Origin of the sequence: Vibrio sp. NFR (assembly GCF_027587095.1) — a bacterium.
Lineage (GTDB): Bacteria > Pseudomonadota > Gammaproteobacteria > Enterobacterales > Vibrionaceae > Vibrio > Vibrio harveyi.
This window is the reverse complement of sequence record NZ_JAPPTN010000002.1, coordinates 22,152-42,193: the sequence shown is the minus strand read 5'-3', so window position 1 is coordinate 42,193 and position 20,042 is coordinate 22,152. Positions and strand designations below refer to the sequence as shown.

The following is a 20,042-nucleotide window of genomic DNA, read 5'->3' as shown; positions in this document are numbered from 1 at the left end:
TTTGTCGTTGTGACCGTCATGGGTTTGGCGGGTTTATCGCAATAGGAAATAAGGCGTATTAACGTAAGCGTGTCCCGCTGATATCGCATAAGGCAGTACGGCTTTGCCAACGGAGACTGCGGTGTTAACCAGTGGTTGAACGTTGATATTGGCATTCATCAAAGTAGGACGAACGTTGGGTGCCAAGCGATAGTGACCGGGCGTTGAAACGCACCCAGAAAGTGTCGATGTAAACAGTAGTGCGATGATGATTGATTTGATGGCTTTCATAGTGGTGACTCTCAAAATGGTATCTTGGCTCTGGTTTTGTTTGTTGGGATGAGCCTTGGTTGAGAGGAAGATTGCCTGAGTCGAGCGAACGGCACCATCAATGCTCAACAAGTCATAGCGCACAAGACTAAAAGTAACACTAGACGTTACTAAGTATTAGTTTTTGCGAGGAGAGTCACTATAAAAGCCCCCTAAATGGGACTTTTCGGACTGTGGAAGTGAACTGTGAACTGTAAAAAAAGCCAGAATGAAACCGCCCATTCTGGCTTGGAGCCAAACTAAGGTGCTCAAAACACAATCTGGAGGCAGATTGCTTACATGGAACGTACGGTCAGTGGACGACGGCGACCAATCTTAGTTAGGGCGAGTTGCCATAGGCTCAAATCTCGTGAGCGAAAGGCGCCAGCACAGCTGAGTAAGTAGTATTTCCACATGCGGTAGAAATCTTCACTGTAATCGCCTTTGATTTGATTCCACGATTGTTGGAAGTTGGAGAACCAGCACATCAGGGTTTTGTCGTAGTCTTCACCGAAATTGTGCACATCTTCGATGTTGAATCGATCTTCCATCGCCTCTGCGAGGTTCTTCATCGATGGAATGACACCATTTGGAAAGATGTATTTCGAGATCCACGGGTCCGATGCGGTAGTGCTGTGGTGTGAACCAATGGTATGTAGCAAGAACACGCCATCATCTTTCATGAAGCGCTCTGCGCACTCGAAGTATTCCGCGTAGTTCTTCGGTCCCACGTGTTCAATCATACCGATAGAAACGATGCGATCGTATTGTACGGTGGGTTTGAACTCGCGGTAGTCCTTCAAAATGAAGTTCGCGACTACGCCATTTTCTATCGCCAGTTTGCTGCCGAGCTTCTTCTGTTCTTTGGATAGAGTGAGACCATCGCAGATAACGCCATACTTCTTCGCTGCGTAAATCATAAAGCTTCCCCAACCACAGCCAATATCGAGAATACGCATCCCTGGTTGCAGATCGAGCTTTCGACAAATCAAATCCATCTTGTGCTCTTGCGCCTCATCCAGTGTCGAAGCTCGATTCCAGTATCCGCAGGTGTAAGTCATGCGTGAATCGAGCATCTTTTGGTAAAGCTTATTGCCGATGTCATAATGGTGCGGTACATCGAATTTACAGCGCTCAATGCTCTGCGGGTTAACCCAGCTTTTCAATTTTAGTTTCGCAGCGGAAGAGGCAAACTTGAGTTTTTCAGCCAGTCCCAGTTTGCCTTCAATGTCGTTTAAAAGTACGCGTTCAAAGAACTGATCCAAGCGACTGCAATCCCACATCTTGGACATGTACGCTTCCCCTAAACCCAAGGAGCCTGACTGCATCACAAGCTCATACACTTTTGGGTTAAATACTTGGATATCCCACGGATTCGAGCCGTTAATGGTAATACCTGCCGGGGCTAACGCCTCTCTAAACATTTCTTCTAGTTTGTTCATATTATGCCTATTTCACGTGCATGTTCGCTACGTATTCATCTTCTGCCCAATACATACGTTCGGCGACTTTGGCTTCTGGATTTAGGCTAACGCCATCTAAGACACGCTCTCTAAAACGCAAGTAGCCACCTTTATCGATCAGATGTCCCATGTGGAGGTAAATCGGCTTACCGCCCAACATCTCTTTTTCAAATTCGAACAGATTGTCAATGACAGGGTGTAGGACGTCTTCCGTTACCCAATTGAGGAACATTTTGCCAACGCGAGGGGTCTTCTTCGAAGTTCGACCGCCCAGTTTGACCATATAGAATTGTTTTGGATCTCGACGCCAAGCCAGTGTCGGACAAGCAAGCACACATTCGCCGCAGCCAATGCATTTGCTTTCTTCCTTCACCGCTTTACCGTCTTTGAGTGACAAGCAATCTACTGCGTGGTGCGCACAAGCTTTGACGCAAGCACCACAACCAATACAGCGATGACTTTCGAAATTAATTTTGGCGATACCGAAGATGCCGAAATCTGCCATATTGGCTTTGGCACAATCGTTCGGACAGCCTGCCATGACCATTTTTAAATGGTATTTACTTGGGTAAACGTGACGCTCCATTCGCTGTGCCAAGCCAGTGGTATCGGTATTGGCTTTCTGGCAGATTCGACTGCCCTGACACGCGACGATATTACGCCCACCAATCGACTGATAACCTGCTTGTGTGTCTTCGACATCAATGCCGCACGTATCGACGGTGATGTCTTTGATGAAGGGCTCCAGCGCTTTGTTGACCTCTGGAATATCTTCATAGCGAATGCCGGGCATCGCCAGTTTTTGTCGCGTGGTGAGGTGAATAACACCATTGCCCCACTTCTCGGCGATCTCTTGCGCAGCGCCGAGCAGGTAAGCAGGCATAATGCCACCTGGAATGCGTACGCTGATCATGCACTCGCCACGTACTTTCGATAGGCGGTAATCGCCATTGGCGCGCATTTTGATGATATCTACGTCCATCGTCATTGTGATTCCCTCCTAATCGATCATGGTTCTGGCGTGGTCATAACGGAAAACCGGACCATCCAAGCACACGTATTTGTCGCCAATTCGGCAGTGGCCGCATTTGCCAACTGAGCAAGCCATTCTGCGTTCGTAGTCGACCCAAATCTGGTCCTCTTGAATGCCTCTGGATAAGAAGTCCTGCACGACGAACTTAATCATGATCGGTGGACCCACTACGATGACGCGGATGTTTTCCTTGTCAGAGAGATCAAGTTTGCTGATGTGTTCGGTAACTAAGCCGCTTTCATAGAAGTGTTCGTCGCCACCGTCATCCAAGGTGGTGATGACGTGATTGGAGTAAGACCAATTCAGCAAGTCGTTCTTGTACAACACGGCATCTTGGTTTTTGAATCCGAGGATCAAAGACATCTTCTTCACATCACTTGGGTTGTTGTGAAAGTAGTTAATCAGCCCTTTAACCGGAGCAACGCCAGTGCCGCCCGCGACCACAATGAGGTGTTTATCTTGGTACTCTTCCATCGGGTAGCCATTGCCCATTGCGCCGCGCATCATCACGCGGTCACTGGCGTTTAATTGGAACAGCTCGCTGGTTACCTTGCCGACATTACGTATCAGCAAGTCGACGTAACCTAAGCCGTAGTCGGAGACGGAAATAGGAGCTTCACCCACAAGGGATAAACCCACTTCGACAAATTGTCCGTAGTGCACCGGAAAATCGCACGCAACGCGAAAGTTCCATTCCAGTTCTGTGTGCTTTTCGATATGAATAATCGGGTAGCTTTGCGGCAGCATTTTGTTTTCACAATCGCACATTAGAGCGCCTCCTCTACAATCGATGTCATCTTGTTGATGATGTTGCTAAATGAGATGTAGTGAGGGCATCGGTCGTCGCAGCGCCCGCATCCGACACACATATGGTGTTCGCCTTGGCGAGACTTAAAGTCGTTGACCTTGTGTAAGGCGCGATAACGTAAGCGCTCTCCGGTTTTATGACGGAAGCTGTGACCGCCTGCCATATCCGAGAAACCATCAATCATGCAACTGGCGTGTTGGCGGCGACGTTCACCCACTTTGGCTTCTTGGTTATAAACCACATCAAACACGTTGAAGCAGGCGCAAGTCGGGCATGAGGAAGTGCAGCGACCGCAACCAATGCAGCGTGAATCGTATTCTGACCACACTGGATGACCGAGTAACACTTCGCGTACTTTAGCCGGATCATCGCAAACCGAATCTGGCGTACGCACTTTGACAGGATTGGACTTGACGAAGCTGACATTGTGCTCAACGTCTTTACCTTGTGAAAAATACGGTGTCAGTTCTGGATCTTTAATAGTGACAATTGCGCCATGCTCACTAAATTGAACTGAAGCCGCAAAGTTGTCAGTTTTATTGGTGCCCATAGAGACACAAAAGCAGTTTTCGAAACTTTCGCTGCATTCAATCAGTACGAGTTTGAGTTTTTGGCGCAGACGTTTGTAGTAGAAGTCTTCGTGACCGCCGTTTTCTAAAAACATGTAATCAAGGCTTTTGAGCGCATTGATGTCACAAGCTCTGAGAAACAGAAACACAGGTCGCGCATCGACGCTGGATTCTCGCAACTCGTCGGCGTTAAACCAAAACAGGGTTTCGGTAATTGGGAAGACGATTTCTTTGGGTGAGAAATGGCTTTTCTCTTTCCACTCCAGTTGATCGTAACGTTCGAGTTCTTGGTAATCCAAATTTGGGGTATGGGCAAAACGACCTGCGTATTCTTCATAGACGGGCGCCATCACCTTATAGCTCTGACGTAACGCCTCGATCGCCGAACCCATTTGCTGAGTAGTTAAAAACTTAGGCATTGTTCTATCTCGTTATTTTCAAAAACTAATGAATCGTGCGTTCTAAACAGGGCTCGGCGGTGGACTCAAACCATTCCAGTGACTGTGAAAGGGAAACCACGTCTCCCACCACTATGATTGCTGGCAGTGGTGGTTTTTGCGCTTTGCAGGTTTCATACAGTCCAGCTAAGGTAGTGACGATCTTGTTTTGATTTTCTCGTGTCCCATTGCTGACGATAGCGCAAGGTGTATCTGGCGCGAGACCGTGAGCAATCAGGTTGTCTGCGATCGCTTCTGCTTTGTGTAGCCCCATGTAGAAAATTAGGGTGTGGTCGATGGCGGCAAGTGCGCTCCAATTTGGTTCGCTAGCATCATTACAGTTTCGACCCGTTACCAAGGTGACACCCCTCGAAACTTGTCTATGAGTGACCGGTATCCCCGCATAAGCACAGCACCCGAGCGCTGCAGTTACACCCGGCACAACTTCATAGTTGATACCTTGTTGAGCTAAATAGGTCGCTTCCTCACCGCCTCGACCAAATACAAACGGGTCGCCCGCTTTTAAACGACATACCGTCAGACCTGTGATTGCGTAGCCCTTCATCATTTGGTTGATTTCTGCCTGAGTTTGCGAACACTTACCGTAGTGTTTGCCTACGCAGATTTTTAGGGTTTTTCGTGGAATTACATCCAAGACTTCTTCCGAAACCAGATGGTCATAAAGCACAACATCAACGCGATTGAGCAAACGAAATGCTTTAATGGTGAGCAGTGATGCATCGCCTGTGCCCGCCCCAACCAAATAAACCTGACCATAAGATGGATTGGATGCCTTCATTAAAAAATACCCCAAATCAATACAACGAATAGGATGGCGGCAATGAGCCAATAAAACACTTGATGAACGTTGTCGCTAATCCAACCTAGCTCCTCTAACATCTCGTTAGTCAGGTCTAAATTTATTTGCTCTATGTAATCGTCCAGTTCTTTCATTTTCAATTGGCTTCATGCAATCCCCTGATGCATTTAAGGTTATTGGTGAGAGCCGTTAAGTTAAATCAAAGAAAAATAAACACCTGTTCAGAACTGATTAACGAGAGGGTGTTTGGGGGCAGAACTTGAGTCGGTTAAAAGACGGGAAAGAGGAAAGGGGAGTGTCAGTTTTTTTGATTTAACTGACTGTAATAAAAATAAAAAAGCCAGAGCGATGTTTGCTCTGGCTTTGTCGTTTTTGGAAAAGAAAAGCGTTATGCTGCTTTTAGGTGGCAGACGCGATTCTTGCCCAATCTTTTTGCTTGATAAAGTGCTTTGTCAGCTTGCTCCACCACGTGATGGTAACTGGTTTCTAATGGTGTAAATCCAACACTTGCCGTAAATCGCACATCGCCACAACCCAAAGTGAGATGGCTTCTTTGCAGCACCGTTAGGAAGTTATCCAGTTGGTGTTTGGCATCGAATTCGTCATTGGCTTGGAACACGATTGCAAACTCTTCACCACCATAGCGCGCTAAACAAATCCCTTTTGGTTTAGGGAAACAGTCGCGCATCACTTCAGCTGTTTTTTGGATGACCAAATCGCCCACTGGATGACCGAATTTATCGTTGATGTATTTGAAGTTATCAATATCGACCATTGCGATAAAACGGTTCTCTGAATGAAGCTCTCTCGACACTTTTGCAGCTAAACACGCTTTATTTTCGAGTTGCGTCATTGGATCTTGATGGCGTAAACGGTCATGCAATTTGAGGTTTGCCAACGCTACTTGGGCGTAGTTCTGAATCAAACTGAGCACGCATTTGTAGGTTGGGAATCGGCAACTGACGTAAGTCACCCCAAGCAGTTCTCGTCCATCAAACAACGGAATGCAGTAGTGATTACTGTTGATCTTGAGCTTTTTCGTCAACTCGTCGCCGTACTTCTTGTTGCGGTAAGTCAACGCACTATGAGAAAAACGCGCCGCGAGTTCGGCATCGGTTAAGACGAGCTTTTTGTTACCGTGATAATCGAGGGTGTAAAAGCTGTAATTCAAGCTGTCGTATAAACAGAACTGTATACCTCGGTGATAGCAGAAACGATCCAAAACATGCCTGAGTTGGGTTTTGAACTCATCAACGCTCTCAGTGCCATTTAGGCGTGCGAGTGACAAATGCAGTTGGTAAGTGAGGTAATTGATACCAATCGCTAGAGCTAATAAAGAAGCAATGACACCTGCAGTAAGAGTAAATGGATAACTGTTGTTGAGGATGTCGGCGCGGTCTGTGCCCGCCACAAACACCCAGTTTAATCCGTTGTCTGCGTCGAAGACCGAAATCTTAAAGTTATCTTGGTAATAGTATTCATGTTTACCAAACAACAATCCTGCGGCTACTTTCTCGCTAATGCCACCGTGATAACTGACAGAGTTATCGCCAATTCGGCTTGGATCAGGATGGAACACCAAGCGTTCGGTGTCTCTGTCTACGACAAACACATAGCCTTTGTTCAAAGTTTTAAGACCGCGTAGCTGCTGAGTAGTATGGAGGAGATCGAACTCTAACCAAAGTTGGTATTTGAGGTCTGGGTTGTCATGTTTGATGGCAAATACCCAGCGTTGTTGCGGGTTTTGGTATAGCGAAGAGATGGAAAATTTATCACTGACGGTATTCAGCTTATGCCATAAGATCTTGCTGATATCCGCTTGTTTTACCTGACCAGAAAGACCATAGGCAATGTTACTATCTGTCGTGGTGTAGAGAATGTTGGAGTACTGTGGTGAGTAATCGATGATGCCTTGGCTTAGCTCATGAAAGTCAGGATCATTAAGGTCTTGCTTGCTTGTCTTTAGTGCGGTTTCTAGTAGATAGAATTTGCTGAAAGCCGCTTCGATTTGGGAGTGGATCAGCCGCTCGGCGGTGATGATATTGGTTTGAGATTGCCGATAAACCATCGACTCAGAATCAACTAACTGAGCATAAGCCAGATAGACCATAAATCCTGCGAGAAGTAGCAGGTAAGGCCGCAGAATACGGATTAAGAATTTAGGTAAAGCCATGGTGCCAAATTACGTTGTAGATATTATAAATGTGATTTGGCTAACGATATTAGATTAGTTTCATTATCGCATCAATGCGTATGGTGTGTTCTTTGACCTGATTGATGGATATCTGCTCGAAACGTCCATAAAACAAACCCAGCATGCAGCTGGGTTTGTAAGAACTTATAGGATTGGACGGCGAATCTGTTAGGCTTCTTGATTTGGGTTATAGTGCAAAATTGCCATCGAAGTTGGAGACAGCAGGACTTCTCCTTCCGCATGTCCTGGGTTTAGGTTACGTACGTTGGTATCGCACACCGTCACCCATTCTTGACCACGCTCACTTGGCAGCTTGAAGCGCGCTGGTGCATTGGTTTGGTTGATCAAGTAAACCAACTCTTGCCCTTCTTTACCAATGCCTAAATGCAGCGCTACTGAGCTTAAACGGTTCCAATCGTCATGTTCCATCAAGCTGCCATCAATACGACGCCAGAAGATGCGGTTGTTATTACGATTTTCACCACTAAAAGCACGAATGAATGGCACCATGTATTGATTACGGTTTGCCACCATTTGTGAAATCCATGCTTTGAAATCTTGCTTGCGCTCAGACGTCGCCCAGCTCAACCAGCTAGTCTCGTTATCCTGACAGTAGGCGTTGTTGTTGCCACCTTGCGTATGGGATAACACATCTGCAGTCAGGATATGAGGAATACCGAACGCAAACAGCAAGCTAGCAATCAGGTTGCGTTTTTGCTTTTCGCGTGTAGCGATGATCATTAGGTTTTCGGTTTCACCTTCAACGCCATAGTTTTCCGAGCGGTTATCACCATGACCGTCACGGTTCTCTTCGCCGTTGGCTTCGTTATGTTTTTGCTTGTAAGACACGAGATCTTGCAAGGTAAAGCCGTCGTGATATGTGATGTAGTTGACCGTGAGTTTGTAAGGCCAGTTCGCTGCGCTGTAGATATCACGAGAGCCCATCAAGCGCGTCGCAAACTCTTTTAGGTAACCTTGATCGCCGCGCCAGAAGCTGCGGGAGATGTCTCGTAGTTTGTCGTTACACTCGTTCCAACCAAATGGGAAGTTACCCACTTGGTAGCCATTAGGACCGATGTCCCAAGGTTCTGCAATCAGCTTTGTCTCGCGAAGAACTGGGTCTTGCGCGACCGATTTAAAGAATGCCGCTTCAGGGTTGTAATCGTCCCCTTGGCGACCGAGTGTTGCTGCCAAGTCAAAACGGAAACCATCAACTTTAAATTCGCTCACCCAGTAACGCAGCGTATCCATAACGAGGTTAAGTGCTGGCTGATAAGTCAGGTCCACCGTGTTGCCACAACCAGTGAAGTTCGCATAGTGAGGACCATGCTTGATGTAACAGCGAGGATCGAGTGCTTTTAGGTTGAAGATAGTCGGACCTTCACCGCCTTCCGCCGTGTGGTTGTACACGACATCAAGAATCACTTCGATGCCGTGCTTGTGCAGCTCTCGAATAGTAGTTTTGAGTTCTGTGACGGCATCTTTTTCGGCATAACGAGGATCTGGCACCATGAAAAGGTAAGGGTTGTAACCCCAATAGTTCACCTTATCCATCTTAAGCAAATGCGGCTCGTGCATACACGCAGCAACAGGTAGCAATTGCAACGTATTGATGTTTTGTTGTTTGTAAAACGCCAACATCTCAGGTGACGATAAACCTAGGTAACGTCCTCTGTCATCACTTGGGACCTCTGGGTGTTGTTGAGTTAACCCTTTTACGTGGGTTTCAAATAACACCATCTCTTCTCTTGGTATGCGAGGGTGATCGGTGTCTTGCCAATCGAAGTGATCCTCGATAACGACACATTTAGGCATATCAAAGCTTTTTGCAGGAGAGAAAGGAGGTTGGTAGTGGAGGGCTTTATCAATCGACTTTGCGTAAGGATCAGAAATCAGCAAAGGTTGGTCTTGATGCGTCACCACATAGCCATACTTTTGCCCAGATTTAATGTCTGGAATAAAAGTATGACGAATACCTGCATATTCATTTGGTAAGTCGTACAGTGCATAGCTGCCGTCTTCTGCAAAGAGCGCAAGTTGAATGTCTTTACTGCTTGGCGCATGAATAGCGAAGTTACAACCTTCTTTATTTAGGGTTGCACCAAGTGGGTAGGGGCGAGAGTGAAGTCGTGTCATCAGAGATACTTTTTTTAATATTTATTGCTACCTTTAAGAAACTATAAGTAAAAAACTTTGTCTTACTTAGGTCAACCACCTTAGAACGAAAATTATCACTGTAATTAAATTACTTTCTACGTCCTATTTTTGACGAAAATATGAAATGGCTATCACTTTGTAGCCACTATAAACCGAAGAAACTTACTAATTCCTCCCTAGATTGGTGATCTGACTCGAAAAAACACCATTCGGTAATTTTTCTCATCCTTTCTCATCCCCCCTAAATTAGTTTGGGGTGGAGGACGTCATCCTTGTACGCCTTGGGTAATCTTAAGACTGTTGAAACAAACGGGGACTTGTTCCCATCTTACCTCTCTTTCTTTAGGTGCATTTTTACTGCCTATATTCACCTAAAAGAGTGAGCAGGGAAGACAGAATTATAAATACCCTTAATGGAGTTAAGAATGAAAAAAGTAAGTGTAATTGCTGCTGCTGTTGCTGCAACTTTAGCTGCTGGTTCTGCTTTCGCAGTGGATTTCCACGGTTACATGCGTGCTGGTGTTGGTGTGAGCGCTGATGGTGGCCAACAAGTAACATTTGAGAAGAACAAAATCGGTCGTCTAGGTAACGAAGGCGATGTATACGGTGAAGTTCAACTAGGTAAAGAAGTTTACAACAACAACGGTAAAACGTTCTACGTTGACTCAATGTTCGCAATGACTTCTAACGGTTCAAACGACTGGGAAAGCACTTCGGCTAACTGTGGTCTAAATGCTAAGGGCGACAAAGTAGAGTGTGTTGACGATGCACAATTTGCTCTACGTCAGTTCAACGTTCAAGCTAAAGGCGTTCTAGACTTCGCTCCAGAAGCAACGCTATGGGCTGGTAAACGTTACTACCAACGTCACGATATCCATATCTCTGACTTCTACTACTGGAACATTTCTGGTGCTGGTGCTGGTATCGAAAACATCGAAGCGGGTCCAGGTAAACTATCTCTAGCATGGGTACGTAACGACCGTAGCGACATCACTGACCCAGGTAACGACGGTAAAGCTGCAAACGTAAACACACTTGATGCACGTTACGCAGGTCTTCAACTATGGAACAACGCTTCTCTAGAGCTAGGTCTTAACTACGCACTAGTTAACGAAACTGACGCTGCGCCAAACAGCACTAAAGATGCAAAAGATGGCGTAATGTTCACAGCTGAATTGACTCAAGGTCTAGATTCAGGCTTCAACAAAACTGTAGTTCAGTACGGTACTGAAGGTTACTCTAAAACAATGGCGTTTTACGGTGACGGTAGCTGGTACGGTGCAGAAGCGAAAGATGGCGCATCTGGTTACCGCCTAATCAACTGGGGTGTAATCGGCATGGGTGACAGCTGGGAAATGGGTCACCAGTTAGTATACGGTGTTGGTGAAGAAATGTGGGCTGGTCAAGACAAGTGGGAAACTATGTCTGTAGTCGTTCGTCCAATGTACAAATGGGACGACAACCACAAAACTATCTTCGAAGCGGGTTACGCGATTGATGATAACGACGGTGACGAAAACAAATACGGTAAGCTAACAGTTGCTCAAGCATGGTCTGCTGGTTCTAGCTTCTGGGCTCGTCCTGAAATCCGTCTATACGCTTCTTACCTAACAGCGGATAAAGCGGACAACTCAAACACATTCGACAACGGTCGTTCTGACGATACATTCCAGTTCGGTGTACAAGCGGAAGCTTGGTGGTAATCATCTAACCATTAAGTCCTAAATTGTCCTAGAATGATACAGCCAGAACCTATCTGGCTGTATTTATTTCAAAAACAATAACGAGTCGAGGTAGACGGTAATGAAAAAATGGCTTGCTCCCGTGCTGTTGGGAATGTTGGCTACGGGTTGTTCTTCTGTAGAACAAGTAGACATGAGCCCGAAAGGTCAGCAACAAGTGATCACGCAGTCGGGTGATATTCAATGGGTACCAATTGATGTACCTGCGGTTACTGAGTTCGCTTTGACTGATAAAAGCCAAATGCTATTAGATGGTAATAGCGCAGGCGCAATTGCAGCGTTCGCTCTACCGGGTAATCGCGGCAGTCTCGATATCAAACTAGAGACATTCGTAAACAAGAACCTAGAGTTCTATGCACCAAACGTCGTTGTAATGAATGCGGCGGGTGAACCTATTTACCAAGCAGATTTTTCAAAGTTTGAGTACGTGCCAGCAAAACTACTGGATAACGATAAGTTCGTACTTGAAATGAATGTAATTCCAGACATGACAGGTAACGATTTGCATGTGTTGGTTTACACCACTTCCGATGATCTAAAAGGAAGTTCAGAAGTTCTTCACCCTGCAAAAGCCTTCGCACTGGCAAATCACACTCAGCCGCCAGATATTGCAGATCCTCAAGCGAAACACAGCCCACTTGGTCAGTTCCGCTTCTCAGTATCCGCGAACGATATCGTGAATACTAAAATTGTCGCGAAAAACGACAATATCCCACAAGGTACGGATTTAACCAGCTACTACCACAGCTCGATTAAAGCAGCGGTCGCGGCTAATGATATTCCGAAAGCACTAACACTGCTTGATGAAGCGAAAGAATTGGGCATCGAAGGTGCACAAGAAGCATTTGTGAAAGCAGTAAATACAAAATAATTTAAAAAAGGTCAGCGATATGCTGACCTTTTTTATTACTCTATTTGAGTGTTTAAAACTCACCCCTACATATAGTTAGCTTATTCACAAATTTATTTGTTTTACTTTGTTTTTTATATTTAACAGATCAATAATTAAATTGTGTTCCTAACCTTACTCGTCATCGATTAGGAAATAATTAAACCTATCAAAGTAATCTGGCTCAGCAAGATATGGAATAATATTCTTTATCGGTAGTTCGATATTTTGTTCTTTTTAAATATTAAACTTTTACCAACTTGGTGAGTTTTTATTTACTTTGGAATATTAAAAAGGAATTAACGTGAAAATGAACATGATGAAAACATCACTTGCTGCTGCCTTACTTGTTGCTCTTGCTGGTTGTCAATCAACGGCAGAACCAGAAGCGGCGGCTGAGCCTATTGTTAATCTATCTCAAGATGAAGTCGTCGCTTTTATGGCGGCTTGTGATAACCCAGATAGTACGGCGAAAGGTCCAATTTCTAAGCCACTGTTTGTTGTTGGTACGTTTGCTGATTCAGATTGGAAGCATGTACCTCAACGCCAATACACTTATAAAGGTAATAACTTCTACCAAGTTGTGACGCAAGAAAAAGCAGGCTCTTACAAAATGCAGTACGCGACAGAGTTGTGGTTCCCACAATTTACTGCGAAAGGCAATCGAATGAACGTGGGTGAATTAACACCACTGACTTTCGGTGGCTACGGAACGGATACAGCGGTTGATATTAAAGAAGATGGTAAATATGTTTGGAGTCTTCAATTTGAAGGCGAAGGCAAACCACTTCATGTAATGGTTAATAAGTGCCAATAATATTCCATTTCGTTATTTAGATTTGCTTTTTTTATTAACCCCTACATGGAGAACGTGTCGGGGTTAATTTTATTTGGGAGAGTTTAATGCACAATATCCGATATAATAAACTGCTTGGTAAATCGCTTATTGCGTTGAGTGTTGTCGGTGTTTTATCGGCATGTAATTCCTCTGGTAGCAGTGATAGTGGCAGTACACCACTTCCAGATTCGAGTTATGCCTGCCAAACGAATGTGATGGAGCAGAGTAATCAGCTTCGCACGTATCAGATCATGGTTGAGAGCTTTGTCGATGGTGATTCAAACATAGGTCATGGGACCGGATATGGTACCAGTCATCACAATGGCGACTTACAAGGCATCATTGATTCCCTGGATTATATCCAAGACTTAGGCATGAATGCGATTTGGTTGACGCCAGTTTTTGAGTCTCAAGCGATTGCGGGACAAGATCACTGGGCAGATCGTTTGGATGCAACGGGTTATTTTGCTACGGATTATTTTAAGATTGATCCTCGCTTTGGCGATTTAGAAACGGCAAGAACCTTAGTTAATGAGGCACACAAGCGTGGTTTGTATGTCTTTTTTGATGGCGTATTCGGTCACCACAAAGAGGGATTGATCAAACCTTCTCCGTCTGGCTTGCTGCCTACTGGTGGTAGTAATCCTGTTGATTATCCTGCCAGCTTAGACTTCTACAAAGAAGTGGCGACCTATTGGGTGAAAGAGCTGAAGATCGACGGCTGGCGTTTGGATCAGGCGTATCAAGTACCAACGGATGCATGGACACAGATCCGCAAAGCCGTCGATGATGCTTCGCAAAGTGTGACTTACACCAATGCTGATGGCAAAGACGTTAACCCTCTTGGCTATATGGTTGCAGAGATTTGGAAGGGCGAATCTGATATCGCAAGTGAAGCGTATGGGTCTGCGGATGATCCCGCGTTGTGCTCGGCGTTCGACTTCCCAATGCGTTACCGCATCGTAGAAACGTTAGCGGTAAATGAAAGTGGCGTGGGTGGGCGAGGTGTTGATTGGTTGGATAATGGCTACCAAACGCACAATCAGTATCCATCCCATGCGCAGCCAAACTTAATGATTGGCAACCACGATTTAGTTCGTTTTGGTGACTTACTTCAACGCGGCGGTATGGCTGATATTAATGACGCCGAGTATTGGCAACGTCATAAGGCTGCGTTTGCTTTCCAAGCGGCTTATACCGGACCAATTACGCTCTACTACGGCGACGAAATTGGCGATCAAGTTGATGGGTTTGCTGCGAAAGAAGACAATAACACCTGCGCCGTGCGAGGCGTGTGCGATGACCATGTCGCCCGCAGCAGCGCTAAGATTGAGGGTGTGACAGCAACCTTGGATGCAAATCAAGTTGACCTAAAAAATTACGTTAAGTCTTTGATGGCGATGCGTGCTGCTCATCCTGCCCTGTATCAAGGTTCTCGCGTTAACTTAGCGGCAAGCAATGGTAGTTATGTCGATCTGAAAAAGTCTGGCAGTGATCAGGTGTTGTTTGCGCTTAATACATTAGAAAGCGCTCGAAACGTTATTTTGACTGAGACGCAAGTGGGTAGCTCTCAAGCGCTGGTGGACTTGCTAACGAACCAAACAATCACACCAAGTAATGGGCAATACCAGATCCCAATGTCCGCACTACAAGGGCGATTCTTTAAAGTAACGCCGAGTGTGCAATAGCATCTAAGGCTACTTGCTCATTAGTATTTTATTTCTATCCAAAGCCAAGTGCAGTCTTCTACCCCCATAGAGACTCACTTGGCTTTTTTTGTAGGTTTTAGAAATCATATACCCAGCTAATTCCGAGATGCTTGGCTCAGCGAGAGTGATTTAGTTTTGTAGACGTGGCGGCGATTTAAAGGTTTAGTTCTTCTAAATCAAGAGCCGACAGTAAAGTCTACAGGACAAGGTCTTACTGTTTGCAAAGAGTACCCTTCGGGGAAACAGGAAATCCATGACAACGCTCTGAATCCTGTATCTTGAAGTTAATTGGGTATGACAAGTTCTGTTGTTTCGATTCCTATCTCTATCTCTATCTCTATCTCTATCTCTATCTCTATACGCATGTTCTATCTTACTGTTTTATATCGAACAAACGGTGCTATCCAAATCGAGAAACAGTACGCAATTTGTGAGATGCTCTGCACGATAATGAGAATATTCACATTCGTGCAACGTAAAATTGTGAGTTAACGCTTATTTATATGTGATCATTATGTTTATCTTTTCTTGGATTTATATAACCAATGGAAAATTATAATGAAATCCATAGCGAAACCCCTCTTTATCCTACCTTTGCTTTGCTCTCCATTCGCCTACAGTGACGTCATCAACGGTGACTTCGAACAGTGGAATGGCAATTCGCCAACACAATGGGCTGTGATTGACTCTGGTATTGCGGTATCTCCCACTAGTAACCAAGTGCAGTCCGGTGGTTTAGCGGCGCAAGTAGTCGTGAATACGGGTACCCAAAGCAACACGGACTTTCTGCAAACCATTAATGTGGAGCAAGGGAAAACCTATCCATTTGCAGTGTCTGTTTATCACACTGAAGGCAATGTTAAAGCGCGTCTGATTGTTGATGGGTACCATGGTTATTCAAACCCTAAGCAAACCAATCAATGGCAACAGCTCACACACAGTTATACCGCATCATCAAATAAAACCATTAACGTTGGTCTGAGATTCTATGATGAATCGGGCTTTGATGGCTCTGAAGTAGTGTATGTCGATAACTTCCTACCTAACCAAGACGGTGGAGGTACTCAGCCTCCGGTTGAAAGCTGTAATGATAATGAAATCCGACTGACTTTGACGACTGATAGTTACGGCTCAGAAACCAGCTGGGAACTGAATGACAGTCAATCAAAAGTACTCTTCTCTGGTCAAGGTTTCGACTCTTCTAAAACCTATGAAAAGACCATGTGCTTAACCGATGGTGACTATCAATTTACCATCAATGATAGCTACGGTGACGGCATTTGTTGCAGCAGCGGTAACGGCTCGTACGCTTTGATGCTTGGTCAAAAAACGCTTGCTTCAGGTGGTGAATTTACTAAAACGCAAACCACCAGTTTCACGCTGGGTGAAACAACTACACCACCGGTCGTCGGGGAATATTACAAAGCGGCGGAAGGCAAAACAGGTTTTGCATTGAAAACGGCGTTGTTCAATATCATCAATAACCACACTGGTCGTGGCTACTCTGCGATTTGGACATTGGTGAAAGATGCCGATCTGGACAACTACTATGAAAAAGACGGCACAATCCTAGACATGTACTCAGAAAAACCATTGGGTAATGATGCTGTCAGCTTTACCAAAGTGACAGATCAGTGTGGTCAATACAAAGCTGAAGGGGATTGCTATAACCGCGAACACTCATTCCCGAAAAGCTGGTTTGGTGGCAAAGTTGAACCAATGAACTCAGACGGTCATCATTTGTTTGCGACCGATGGTTATGTGAATGCTAAGCGTAGCAACTGGCCATTTGGCGAGGTGGGTAGCAGCACTTATGTTTCTAATAATGGCTCAAAATTAGGTTCAGCCAGCGCATCTTTGGGCTACTCAGGCACAGTATTTGAGCCAATTGATGAGTTTAAAGGTGACTTCGCTCGTGCTTACTTCTACATGGCAACACGATACGAAAACGTGATTGGTAATTGGGAAAAGAACTCAAGCAGTTCAGACGCTGTACTCAATGGCACAAGCACGACGGTATTTGAACCATGGATGCTTAACATGCTTAAGCGTTGGCACAAAAACGATCCGGTGAGCGCGAAAGAAATCAATCGTAACCAACAGGTATTTGATTTCCAGGGTAACCGTAACCCGTACATCGATCATCCGGAATTTGTCGAAATGGTTTGGGGTAACTAATCTCGTCAACAGACCCTAATAAAGCCGTCCACTTGGGCGGCTTTGTTTTTATTGTGCAAACTTCGCGATGAGCTTGGCGAGGGTTTCCATAGCTGGCTGCCAGTTTTTTTCAGCTCCGAAGTTCGCCACACTGAGGCGGATACAGTTTTGGTACTGCCCCTGCGTGCCAAATACAGAGCCGGGTAGAATACTGATCTTGTGTTCATTACAGGCTTGATAGAGCGCGTAGCTGTCAGTTTTTGGTGGTAAGCGTAACCAAAGTAAGAATGAGCCTTGTACGGCATTGATTTGATAATTATTTTTTAATTCAAAGTGCACGTCTAAACATTGATTTAGCATTTGCAAATATCGACGGACGTTTGCTTGGTACACGCGACACATTCGCGCCGTATGCGCGCGATATTTCCCCGACGTCAAAAAGGTCGCTACCGCTGATTGCATCAAGTTCAAGCTGCCCATGTTTTCACACAATAAATACTGCTCGACCTGAGCGCGATAACGCCCTGCCAGCATCCAACCAATGCGAAGCCGTGAATCGAGCGTTTTCGATAAAGAATTCACATAGATCACTCGTTGTTTTTCATCCAATTTTCGTAGGCTTGGCAAAGTCTTATCGAAGCTCAACGCACCAAATACATCATCTTCAATGATGGGAACGTCTCTAGAGACCGCGAGTAGCTGCTTTCGTCTTTCAAGTGGCATCAGAGAGCCGGTTGGATTGGTAAAGTTCGGTGTGACGACAATGACTTTGATCTCCCATGTTGCCATTGCTTTTTCTAGTGCGTCTGGGTCCATACCATCTCGGGGGCAGCTTGGGATCTCAACCACTTGTAAACCAAGCGATTCAAGCATTAATAAGTTACCGAAATAGCACGGTGATTCGACAGCGACAATATCGCCGGCTTGTGTTGTTGCTCTTAATGCAAGGCTGATTGCTTGTTGGGCACCATGGGTTACCAGAAGATCGTCAACATTCGCAGGGGTTCCCAGATCTTGAGTGATCTTAGCCAACTGTTTGATCAACAAATCATCGCCTGGTGGCAATTGATAATGGCTGGATATATGGCTTTGCTGGCGACTATGGCGACCAATTTCGGCATACAGACTTTTGATTGCTGGGGCATCAATATTTGGGTGTGCAGAACCAGTCGGAAGCCGCTCTTGATACTCAGGGTAAGTGAGGATTTGCTTACACACGGAAAGTAAATCCACACGCGTAGGCTTGGCGATCTTGGCTTCACTTTGTTCCGTGGGTTTTACGCGATAACCGGATTTGGGCACAGAATAAACCATGCTTTGCGCTTCCAGCTCTTGGTAGGCACGGATCACCGTGTTTTTACTTACTTTAAGCTCGGTGCTTAATAGACGGATGGAAGGTAACTTATCGTCCGGTTGATAGACCCCATTACTGATCGCTTGTTTGAGGTGATGCTCGACGATCAAGTACTTATTCGCATCAAGCGTACTGATTAAATCTGTACCCATAAAAACACTTCCATCTGTCACTTTTTGAAAACACTGTACCTAACTACATTAGCAACATTCGAGATTGAAAAACATTCAAAATTTAAAAACAGGTAGAGTGAGGGCGCATCATGTTAATCAGAGCCATTCCTTTTGTATTCGTTATTCTTTGGGCTTCTGGGTTTGTCGGCGCGCGCTTTGGTTTGCAATACGCTGAACCAGCAACCTTATTGTCGATTCGCATGGCGTTTAATGTTTTGCTGTTCCTAGTGATAGTGGTCTTGCTGCGTCGTCGTATTCCAACGGGCAAGGACTTTTGGCACAGTTGTGTGGTTGGTGTATTGATTCACGGTTTTTATTTAGGTGGGACGTACTTTGCTATTAGTTTGGGTATGCCAGCAGGACTAAGCTCGTTATTGGTAGGTATACAGCCCATTTTAACTGCCGTGCTGCTGGTAGTGTTCGCTTCTGAGCAATTTAAGCCATCACAATGGATTGGTTTGTCATTGGGCTTTGTCGGCATTGCGATGGTGCTGATGGGTAAGATGGAATGGCAGTCGGATTTGCACAAAACTTTAGCGATTGGTGTGTGTTTGTCATCTCTGTTTGGTATTACCGTCGGCACGTTGTATCAAAAGAAATACTGTCAACAAGTGGACATGGTGGGAGGCGCAACGGTGCAATATTTGGCGGCATTGGTGATGTTTCTACCTGTTGCAATGCAGTTTGAAACCATGCAGGTGCAATGGACAGCGGAGTTTATTTTCACCTTGATTTGGTTAGTGGTTGTTCTGTCTTGCGTAGCAATTTTATTGTTGCTGTACATGGTCAAGAATGGTGCGGCATCAAGCGTTGCTTCTGTGTTTTACCTTGTGCCTCCAACCACGGCGCTTCAAGCTTGGTTTGCGTTCGGTGAGTCATTTGATTGGATGGGTATTATTGGCTTTGTGTTGGCAGCGACCGCAGTATATTTGGTGGCGAAAAAGCCTGAATTTCCAACGCTTAAATCAAAGTTTGCAAAGCAAAAACGTAAAATATACCTAAATTAGGTAGGGACATTTGCGTGCCAGAGAGTACAATCCGGCTCTCAATATTGTGTGGAGCCGGGTAATGACCGTCAAGCCAGATCGAATGACCGCAATGCGCGATATCATTGCACAAGTAAAAGCTGAACTGCCGATTTATGAACCAGAGACGTTTGTTTGTGGTCCTGAAGGACAATGCATTGGTTGTCCTAAAAAACTGTTGGAGATGGTCGATTCAGAATTGAGTTATTGGGAATCGGCGATGGAACGCGGTATCACTCCTCAATTTGATGAAATTCGTCGCTTTGGCAAAATGTGCACCAGCGTGCGTCGAGGTCTAGTACGTAATAACGTCCCTTTGTTGAACGCTTAATCAACACTTTTTCGACATCCCCTTCGTTACCTTGTCTTCATTGATTTAGCAAATG

Annotated in this window: 17 protein-coding genes; 7 read left to right on the top strand and 10 right to left on the bottom strand. The window is 45.3% G+C overall.

The features are described from left to right. Window positions 1–33: 33 nt before the first annotated feature. From OH463_RS03770 to glgX, 9 genes are all read right to left on the bottom strand, one after another. Window positions 34–270 (bottom strand): hypothetical protein, encoded by a 237-nt coding sequence (locus tag OH463_RS03770; RefSeq protein WP_199479994.1) that lies wholly within the window; start codon window positions 268–270, stop codon window positions 34–36. A 314-nt stretch (window positions 271–584) separates the two neighbouring features. Continuing rightward, window positions 585–1,730 (bottom strand): cyclopropane fatty acyl phospholipid synthase, encoded by a 1,146-nt coding sequence (cfa, locus tag OH463_RS03765; RefSeq protein WP_038898030.1) that lies wholly within the window; start codon window positions 1,728–1,730, stop codon window positions 585–587. Window positions 1,731–1,737: 7 nt separating this feature from the next. Beyond that, window positions 1,738–2,739: a sulfite reductase subunit C gene (asrC, locus tag OH463_RS03760; protein WP_005449588.1), complete on the bottom strand. Its 1,002-nt coding sequence runs from the start codon at window positions 2,737–2,739 to the stop codon at window positions 1,738–1,740. Between the two features lie 12 nt (window positions 2,740–2,751). Continuing rightward, window positions 2,752–3,552 carry an anaerobic sulfite reductase subunit AsrB gene (gene asrB, locus OH463_RS03755; protein ID WP_005449587.1) on the bottom strand — a complete coding sequence of 267 codons (801 nt, stop codon included), beginning with the start codon at window positions 3,550–3,552 and terminating at the stop codon, window positions 2,752–2,754. Beyond that, window positions 3,552–4,580, bottom strand: coding sequence for an anaerobic sulfite reductase subunit AsrA (gene asrA / locus OH463_RS03750; RefSeq protein WP_009695890.1), 1,029 nt, complete (start codon window positions 4,578–4,580; stop codon window positions 3,552–3,554). Before asrA ends, asrB begins: the two co-directional genes overlap by 1 nt. 25 nt (window positions 4,581–4,605) lie before the next feature. Then, complete coding sequence (gene cobA / locus OH463_RS03745) at window positions 4,606–5,397, bottom strand: uroporphyrinogen-III C-methyltransferase (protein WP_005449578.1); 792 nt, start codon at window positions 5,395–5,397, stop codon at window positions 4,606–4,608. After that, the gene (locus OH463_RS03740) at window positions 5,397–5,552 is read right to left on the bottom strand and encodes a hypothetical protein (RefSeq protein WP_009695888.1); all 156 of its coding nucleotides are present in this window, start codon (window positions 5,550–5,552) and stop codon (window positions 5,397–5,399) included. Before OH463_RS03740 ends, cobA begins: the two co-directional genes overlap by 1 nt. Before the next feature lie 254 nt (window positions 5,553–5,806). Beyond that, entirely contained in the window at window positions 5,807–7,528 is a 1,722-nt protein-coding gene (locus tag OH463_RS03735) for a sensor domain-containing diguanylate cyclase (protein ID WP_269990914.1), read from the bottom strand. 252 nt (window positions 7,529–7,780) lie between these two features. Further along, window positions 7,781–9,748, bottom strand: a complete 1,968-nt coding sequence (glgX, locus tag OH463_RS03730) for a glycogen debranching protein GlgX (RefSeq protein ID WP_269990567.1) — start codon at window positions 9,746–9,748, stop codon at window positions 7,781–7,783. A 446-nt stretch (window positions 9,749–10,194) separates the two neighbouring features. Between glgX and OH463_RS03725 the strand changes: the two genes are divergently transcribed. The 5 genes from OH463_RS03725 (at window position 10,195) to OH463_RS03705 (ending at window position 17,125) form a co-directional block, all read left to right on the top strand. Next, window positions 10,195–11,472 (top strand): maltoporin, encoded by a 1,278-nt coding sequence (locus OH463_RS03725; RefSeq protein ID WP_005449575.1) that lies wholly within the window; start codon window positions 10,195–10,197, stop codon window positions 11,470–11,472. A gap of 100 nt (window positions 11,473–11,572) precedes the next feature. Then, on the top strand, window positions 11,573–12,382 hold the full coding sequence (locus tag OH463_RS03720; protein ID WP_049535344.1) for a MalM family protein: 810 nt from the start codon (window positions 11,573–11,575) through the stop codon (window positions 12,380–12,382). A gap of 328 nt (window positions 12,383–12,710) precedes the next feature. Next, window positions 12,711–13,217, top strand: a complete 507-nt coding sequence (locus OH463_RS03715) for a glycosidase (RefSeq protein WP_029788722.1) — start codon at window positions 12,711–12,713, stop codon at window positions 13,215–13,217. Between the two features lie 86 nt (window positions 13,218–13,303). Beyond that, window positions 13,304–14,926, top strand: a complete 1,623-nt coding sequence (locus OH463_RS03710) for an alpha-amylase family glycosyl hydrolase (protein ID WP_269990564.1) — start codon at window positions 13,304–13,306, stop codon at window positions 14,924–14,926. A 579-nt stretch (window positions 14,927–15,505) separates the two neighbouring features. Then, window positions 15,506–17,125 (top strand): endonuclease, encoded by a 1,620-nt coding sequence (locus OH463_RS03705; RefSeq protein ID WP_269990563.1) that lies wholly within the window; start codon window positions 15,506–15,508, stop codon window positions 17,123–17,125. A 48-nt stretch (window positions 17,126–17,173) separates the two neighbouring features. On the opposite strand, the gene OH463_RS03700 is transcribed toward OH463_RS03705, so the two are convergent. Continuing rightward, complete coding sequence (locus tag OH463_RS03700; RefSeq protein ID WP_269990561.1) at window positions 17,174–18,610, bottom strand: aminotransferase-like domain-containing protein; 1,437 nt, start codon at window positions 18,608–18,610, stop codon at window positions 17,174–17,176. A gap of 110 nt (window positions 18,611–18,720) precedes the next feature. On the opposite strand from OH463_RS03700, the gene OH463_RS03695 reads away from it, so the two are divergent. Next, window positions 18,721–19,638 (top strand): DMT family transporter, encoded by a 918-nt coding sequence (locus OH463_RS03695; protein WP_005449569.1) that lies wholly within the window; start codon window positions 18,721–18,723, stop codon window positions 19,636–19,638. 61 nt (window positions 19,639–19,699) lie between these two features. Further along, window positions 19,700–19,987, top strand: a complete 288-nt coding sequence (locus tag OH463_RS03690; RefSeq protein WP_005449568.1) for a hypothetical protein — start codon at window positions 19,700–19,702, stop codon at window positions 19,985–19,987. Window positions 19,988–20,042: the final 55 nt, after the last annotated feature.